The following is a 6,300-nucleotide window of genomic DNA, read 5'->3' on the forward strand; positions in this document are numbered from 1 at the left end:
CGGGAACTTACAGACAGGTCGCAATCCGCGTATCATGGAATAATAAGGAGAATTGATAATGGAGAATTTAGAGCTTCAGAAAACTGCAAACGAAGTCCGCAAGGGCATCGTAACTGCACTGCATGCTGCTAAAGCCGGTCATCCGGGCGGATCTTTATCTGCAGCAGATGTATTTACATATCTTTATTTTGAGGAGATGAATATCGATCCGAAGGATCCAAAGAAAGCAGACCGCGACCGTTTCGTCCTTTCCAAAGGTCACACTGCACCGGGACTGTACTCTGTACTTGCACAGAGAGGCTATTTCCCGAAAGAAGATCTGGTAACACTCCGTCACCTTGGATCTTACCTTCAGGGACATCCGGATATGAAGCACATTCCAGGCGTTGACATGTCCAGCGGATCTCTTGGACAGGGAATCTCTGCTGCAGTTGGAATGGCACTTTCCGCAAAATTATCTAATGACAGCTATCGTGTATACACACTTCTTGGAGACGGCGAGATCCAGGAAGGCCAGGTATGGGAAGCTGCTATGTTCGCAGGTGCCAGAAAACTGGACAACCTTGTAGTGATCGTTGACAACAACGGCCTTCAGATCGACGGTAAGGTAGAGGACGTATGCTCTCCATACCCGATCGATAAGAAATTTGAGGCATTTAATTTCCATGTGATCAATGTTGCAGACGGAAATGATATGGCACAGCTGCGTGCTGCTTTTGACGAAGCAAAGGCTACCAAAGGAATGCCTACCGCAATCGTTATGAAAACCGTAAAAGGCAAAGGAGTTTCCTTCATGGAGAACCAGGTTGGCTGGCATGGAAAGGCTCCGAATGACGAAGAATACGCACAGGCTATGGCAGATTTGGAAAAGGTAGGTGAAGCATTATGTCAGAAGTAAAGAAAATTGCCACCAGAGCAAGCTATGGAAACGCTCTTGTAGAACTTGGAAAGAAACATGATGATCTGGTTGTTCTGGACGCTGACCTTGCTGCAGCTACACAGACCGGAATCTTTAAGAAAGCGTTCCCGGAGCGTCATATTGACTGCGGTATCGCAGAGTGCAATATGATGGGAATTGCCGCCGGAATCGCAACAACAGGCAAGGTACCGTTTGCAAGTACCTTCGCAATGTTTGCTGCCGGACGTGCATTTGAGCAGGTCCGCAACTCTGTAGGATATCCGAAGCTGAACGTTAAGATCGGTGCTACCCACGGCGGAATTTCCGTTGGTGAGGACGGTGCTACCCATCAGTGCTGCGAGGATTTTGCCCTTATGCGTACAATCCCGGGAATGGTTGTAGCATGCCCGTCAGACGACATTGAAGCAAAAGCTATGGTAGAGGCTGCTTATGAGCATGTAGGCCCTGTTTACATGAGATTTGGTCGTCTTGCTGTTCCGGTTATCAATGACAATCCTGATTATAAATTTGAGCTTGGTAAAGGAATCGTTCTTCGCGAGGGAAAAGACCTTACCATCATTGCCAACGGACTTTGCGTAGCTCCGTCTCTTGAAGCAGCAGCTAAGCTTGCAGAAGAGGGAGTCGAAGCAAAGGTTATCAACATCCACACCATCAAGCCTCTTGATGAGGAGCTTGTTGTAGCTGCAGCAAAAGAAACTGGTAAAGTTGTAACTGTTGAGGAGCATTCCATCATCGGCGGTCTTGGCGGCGCTGTATGCGAGTGCCTTGCTGAGAAAGCTCCTGTACCGGTGAAGCGTATCGGTATCAATGATGTTTACGGCGAGTCCGGTCCGGCTGTTGCTCTTCTTGAGAAATACGGACTTGATGCAGCTGGCATCTACAAACAGATCAAAGCATTTATCTGATCGGACTTTTGAATGAAGCAAAATAAGCTGTAAATTATTATACACAGAAGAAATGTCAGGGGCAACTCGAGCAAGCCTCTGACATTTTTTATATGCTGCAAAAATTTATGGACTTTTCTTTACGCGGAAAAGCTCCCAAGAATTCCCTGGGTGATGGTATCCGCAAGGGTGATCACTGTGGAAAGGCGTGTTGTCTGTAAGGTAAGGTATTCCAGAATCCCGGCTATGTTTACGATTCCAGTAATGTAGATATCCCCTACTGGCGGCAGATCCTTCTGTACGGCAGCACCCGGGTAGAGCGAGCCGTTTCCGATACTTACATATCCCAGATGGCGTTTTTCACCCAGAGAGGCATCAATGGCAATCACAAGGGCAGATGGATGGGCACTTGCAATACTGTCCGTTATATGGGATAGATTTACGGCATGAACAGGCTGATTCAGAGTTCCATAGACGAAAATTCCTGGAATCTGGTACTGGCTCAGACGATAGCCCACATAAGGCCCCAGACAGTCCCCTGTTACCCGGTCGCTTCCGATACACAGAAACACAATTTCGGACCAGTCCTTTTTATGACGCTGAATGCATTTTTCCAGAACCCTGGCAATTTCTCTGGAAGAATCCTGGTTTTGGGTATTAATATAAAATGGCATATGAACGCTCCTGCTTTTTTATAATCCATCTTATCCCAGTTTTGAAAAAATTATGCACTCTGCAAAAACTGTCGTTAAATTCTCTGAAACAGGTCTTATATTACGCTAAAATCTGCATTTTCCATATGATATGCTCATACCCGAAGGGGTGATGTGATCATGATAGAGATCGTTTACAAGGAGGAGAAGCAGGAAGCAAAAAATGGGGAAAATCTTTTTAATCTGCCGAGAAATATACGCCAGATCGGTCTGACTGCCGGGAATATCCGGATTTACATTGAGGATTATGTATATACATTCCTCACAAGACTTGCCAGAAACGAAACCGGTCCAGGAAACGAACAGGGCTGTGTGGCTGTATTTACCGGCGACACCAAATGGAACAACGGAATAACCTATCTTTTCATCCGGGGAGCGTTGATGGTGGAAGATATGGAAGCTGCTGCGGATCATATTGATTTCTCGGAAAAAGTATGGACAAAGATTCAGGAAAACCAGGCAAAATATTTTCCAGGACAGGAAATTACAGGCTGGTTTTTTTCGCGCCCCCAGATGTATATGGAAACAGATGAGCTTCTGACCCGCATCCACTTAAGATATTTCGGCGGGGAAAAGGTTCTGATGCTCATGGAACCCACAGAAAAAGAAGAGGCTTTTTTCTTTTACGAAAACGGACTTATGATCCGGCAAAGAGGATATTACATTTATTACGAAAAAAATCCTCTCATGCAGGAATACATGATTGAGAAAACGAAAGACATGGGTCAGGGAGCTTCGGAAACTGTGGGAGATGAGGCAGTTACCACCTTCCGTAAAATCATCAAAAATAAAAAAACACCAGAGACAGAGGAAAAGCCCCAGAGGGAGACGGAGCATACCTCTGTTTTTTCTTATGCGGCTACAGCTTGTCTGGTGCTTGCCGTCCTTGCTGTAGGCGCAGGCTTTTACAGAAATTACATGCGCATTGCGGAGCCTTCTGTGGATTCCACTGTTACGGTCATGTCTGACAACACGGTAGAAGAAAGTGAAGACAACCAGGCAGATGCCGTACGTGAAGTGACGAAAACGCCGGAGATCACCTGGATCGAAGAGATTACGAAAGCACTGGAAGAAACAGATGAGCAGCCAGAGGAAAGCCTGCAGATCACTCCGACCATTCAGCCTGGTGCGGAAAATGGGACAGAAGAAGCTGATGTACAGGAAACAGATACCAAGGAGACAGGAGCGTCTGCAGCTGCGGATTCTGCCAGTGCTGAAGAAAGCCAGGAGACTGTGAGCGAAGATAAATTTTCCCAGGAGGCAGATGAGCGAAAAGCGAAAAAGGAGGAGAGTCAGGTTCAGCTGACGCCTTCTGCCCAGGCATCATCAGACAGCGCTTATGAAACCTATATCATAAAGCCTGGAGATACCCTGTACCAGATCAGCATTTCTCATTACGGGAATATGGATGCAATTTCGGAAATCTGCCGCCTGAACAATCTTAAGGAAAACCAGGTGATTTATCCTGGGCAAATGATTGTATTACCATAACAGGATGTGTTATAATCGAAATGCATGTAAGCTAGAAAATACAAGGCAAGGTTAAATTATGGCAAATACATTCAAAAATATCAGAAAGAAACTGAGGCGGAAACGTCTCCTGGCAGAGAAACGCCGTCTGGAGAAGGCACAGTCCGGTACAAGGAGCAGTGCATCTGTCCGAAGGAAGTTTAAATCTGCTCTGAGGAAAAGAAAAGCCGTGCTAAGGCCTGTGGCTGCCGTGCTTGCAGTGGGACTGGTAGTTTTGCTGGGCTTTCTTTTCCTCGAAAAACGAAGCTATCATAGCTATAAGGTACAGGCCGCCAGTGAACAGGAAGACACCGTATCCACGCAGTATACCAATTTGTCGGGCAAGATCCTGAGGTACAGCTCCGACGAAGTATCGCTGGTGAACACGAAGCTGGATACGATCTGGTCACAGGCTTATGACATGCAGAACCCGGTGGCAGATGTGTGCGGCGATCGTGCTGTTATTGCAGACATAGATGGAACCTCTATGGTATTTGTAGACCAAAATGGAGTCACCGGAACGGTTTCCACATCCTACAGTATTATCAAGGCAAAGGTATCCAAAAACGGAATGGCAGCAGCAATTCTGGATGGAGGAGATCACACCTGGATCAATTTTTACAATCTGGACGGAAGCCTGATCGCAGAAAACCAGACGAATATCCAGGATCCCGGATATCCTATGGATGTGGCACTGGCGGAGAACGGAGTTGTCATGATGGTGGCTTATCAGTTTGTAGACAGCAGTGAGACTACCAGCTACGTGGCATTCTACAATTTTGGAGAGGTTGGCCAGAATGAGGATGACCGTATTGTCAGCGGTTATACTTATGATGGCGTGGTTGTTCCCCAGATCCAGTATCTTGGAAGCAATGCAGTGGCACTGCGGGATGACGGCTTCACACTGTATTCCGGCAGACAGATTCCCAAGGAGCTGAAGACGGTTCAGGTTGAGAATGAGATCATCAGTACTTTTTATGATGAAAACAACATCGGCCTGGTATTTAAAAATGACAGCAAAGATAAACAATACACCATGCAGGTCTACGCCACTGACGGAAAACTGAAGTTCAGCAAGGATTTTAATATTCCATATACTACCATCCGGATGAGCGATGGATATATTATCATGTACAACAGTTCACAGATTTGCGTGCTGAACCAGAATGGCACTGAGAAATATTTTGGAAATATTGACGGTACCGTTAGGGATTTCTTCAAATTAGGATGGAACAAATATCTCCTGGTCATGGACACAGGGGTAAATGTGATAAAACTCAGCTAAGGAGAACAAAATGGATATAAGCTGGACCTGGCTTGGCATTGCTGTACTGGCGCTAATCGCGGCGGCCTGTATCATGGGATTTCGGAAGGGATTTGTCAAAGAAATCGTATCAGTATTTTTTATGCTGATCTCCTTTCTTCTTGTGTGGGCGGTCAATCCATATGTGAATACCTTTGTAAAAGAATATACCCCTGTTTACGATACCATTCAGGACAAATGCCAGACACTGGTGTCCGAACAGATCGGCAATAAGAAAACACTGGATAAGGAAGAGCAGAATCAGGTAATGGAGAATATGGAGCTTCCAGACCTTCTGAAAAATGCCCTGGTGGAAAATAATACGGCAGAGACATACCGCTATCTGGCAGTCAGTACATTTACAGAGTATATTTCTGACTCGCTGGCTGTGATGGCGGTAAACGGAATTTCTTTTTTGATTTCTTTTGTGCTTTCTGCCGCAGTGATCAAGCTGCTGGGATTTATTCTGAATGTTCTGACAAAGCTTCCGGTGATCAACGGCATTAATAAGATTGCTGGTGCCGCTGTCGGAGGGATCAAATGCATCATCTTTATCTGGATCGCTTTCCTGGTGCTTACCTTATTGTGCAATACAACACTTGGACAGCAGGGAATGGCACTGATCCAGCAGGATGCATTCCTTAATTTCCTGTATAGCCAGAACGTTTTTGTTAAGGTATTCATGAGCGTTTTTTACGGTAATTGAGCCTGAAATGTCAAAAAATGCAAAAAAATAAAAAAAATTGAAAAAAGGGGTTGACGAAACCGGACTCCGATGATATACTGAATCTCGCTTCTGAGGAAGCGGGATTTCTTTTTGAAACGAATTAAAAAAGTTTCAAAAAAATTAAAAAAGTTGTTGACAAACGAAAACAGTTGTGTTAATATAAACAAGCTGTCGGACAGACAACGACAGATAAACAACCTTGATAACTAAACAGTGAAACACATACGATTCTCGAAAATTTCTTT

The 6,300-nt window shown here is 45.3% G+C and carries 6 protein-coding genes; 5 read left to right on the plus strand and 1 reads right to left on the minus strand.

Annotation, left to right across the window (positions count from 1 at the left end; translation table 11 throughout):
* The first annotated feature begins 58 nt into the window (after positions 1–58).
* Together DWZ38_RS21000 and DWZ38_RS21005 are read left to right on the plus strand one after the other, a co-directional pair.
* The gene (locus tag DWZ38_RS21000) at positions 59–898 is read left to right on the plus strand and encodes a transketolase (RefSeq protein ID WP_021924794.1); all 840 of its coding nucleotides are present in this window, start codon (positions 59–61) and stop codon (positions 896–898) included.
* Positions 886–1,824, plus strand: coding sequence for a transketolase family protein (locus DWZ38_RS21005; protein WP_021924795.1), 939 nt, complete (start codon positions 886–888; stop codon positions 1,822–1,824). The genes DWZ38_RS21000 and DWZ38_RS21005 overlap by 13 nt, the downstream gene beginning before the upstream one ends.
* 119 nt (positions 1,825–1,943) lie before the next feature.
* Here DWZ38_RS21005 and yyaC read toward each other — a convergent pair whose 3' ends face one another.
* Complete coding sequence (gene yyaC, locus DWZ38_RS21010; protein ID WP_021924796.1) at positions 1,944–2,477, minus strand: spore protease YyaC; 534 nt, start codon at positions 2,475–2,477, stop codon at positions 1,944–1,946.
* A 159-nt stretch (positions 2,478–2,636) separates the two neighbouring features.
* On the opposite strand from yyaC, the gene DWZ38_RS21015 reads away from it, so the two are divergent.
* Genes DWZ38_RS21015 through DWZ38_RS21025 form a run of 3 tightly spaced genes read left to right on the plus strand, consistent with a single transcriptional unit; the run spans position 2,637 to position 6,034 of the window.
* The gene (locus DWZ38_RS21015) at positions 2,637–4,007 is read left to right on the plus strand and encodes a LysM domain-containing protein (RefSeq protein ID WP_021924797.1); all 1,371 of its coding nucleotides are present in this window, start codon (positions 2,637–2,639) and stop codon (positions 4,005–4,007) included.
* Positions 4,008–4,065: 58 nt separating this feature from the next.
* Positions 4,066–5,310: a DUF5711 family protein gene (locus tag DWZ38_RS21020; protein WP_021924798.1), complete on the plus strand. Its 1,245-nt coding sequence runs from the start codon at positions 4,066–4,068 to the stop codon at positions 5,308–5,310.
* Between the two features lie 10 nt (positions 5,311–5,320).
* On the plus strand, positions 5,321–6,034 hold the full coding sequence (locus tag DWZ38_RS21025; RefSeq protein ID WP_021924799.1) for a CvpA family protein: 714 nt from the start codon (positions 5,321–5,323) through the stop codon (positions 6,032–6,034).
* Positions 6,035–6,300 lie beyond the last annotated feature (266 nt).

Origin of the sequence: Ruminococcus sp. AF31-8BH (assembly GCF_003460605.1) — a bacterium.
GTDB lineage: Bacteria > Bacillota > Clostridia > Lachnospirales > Lachnospiraceae > Blautia_A > Blautia_A acetigignens.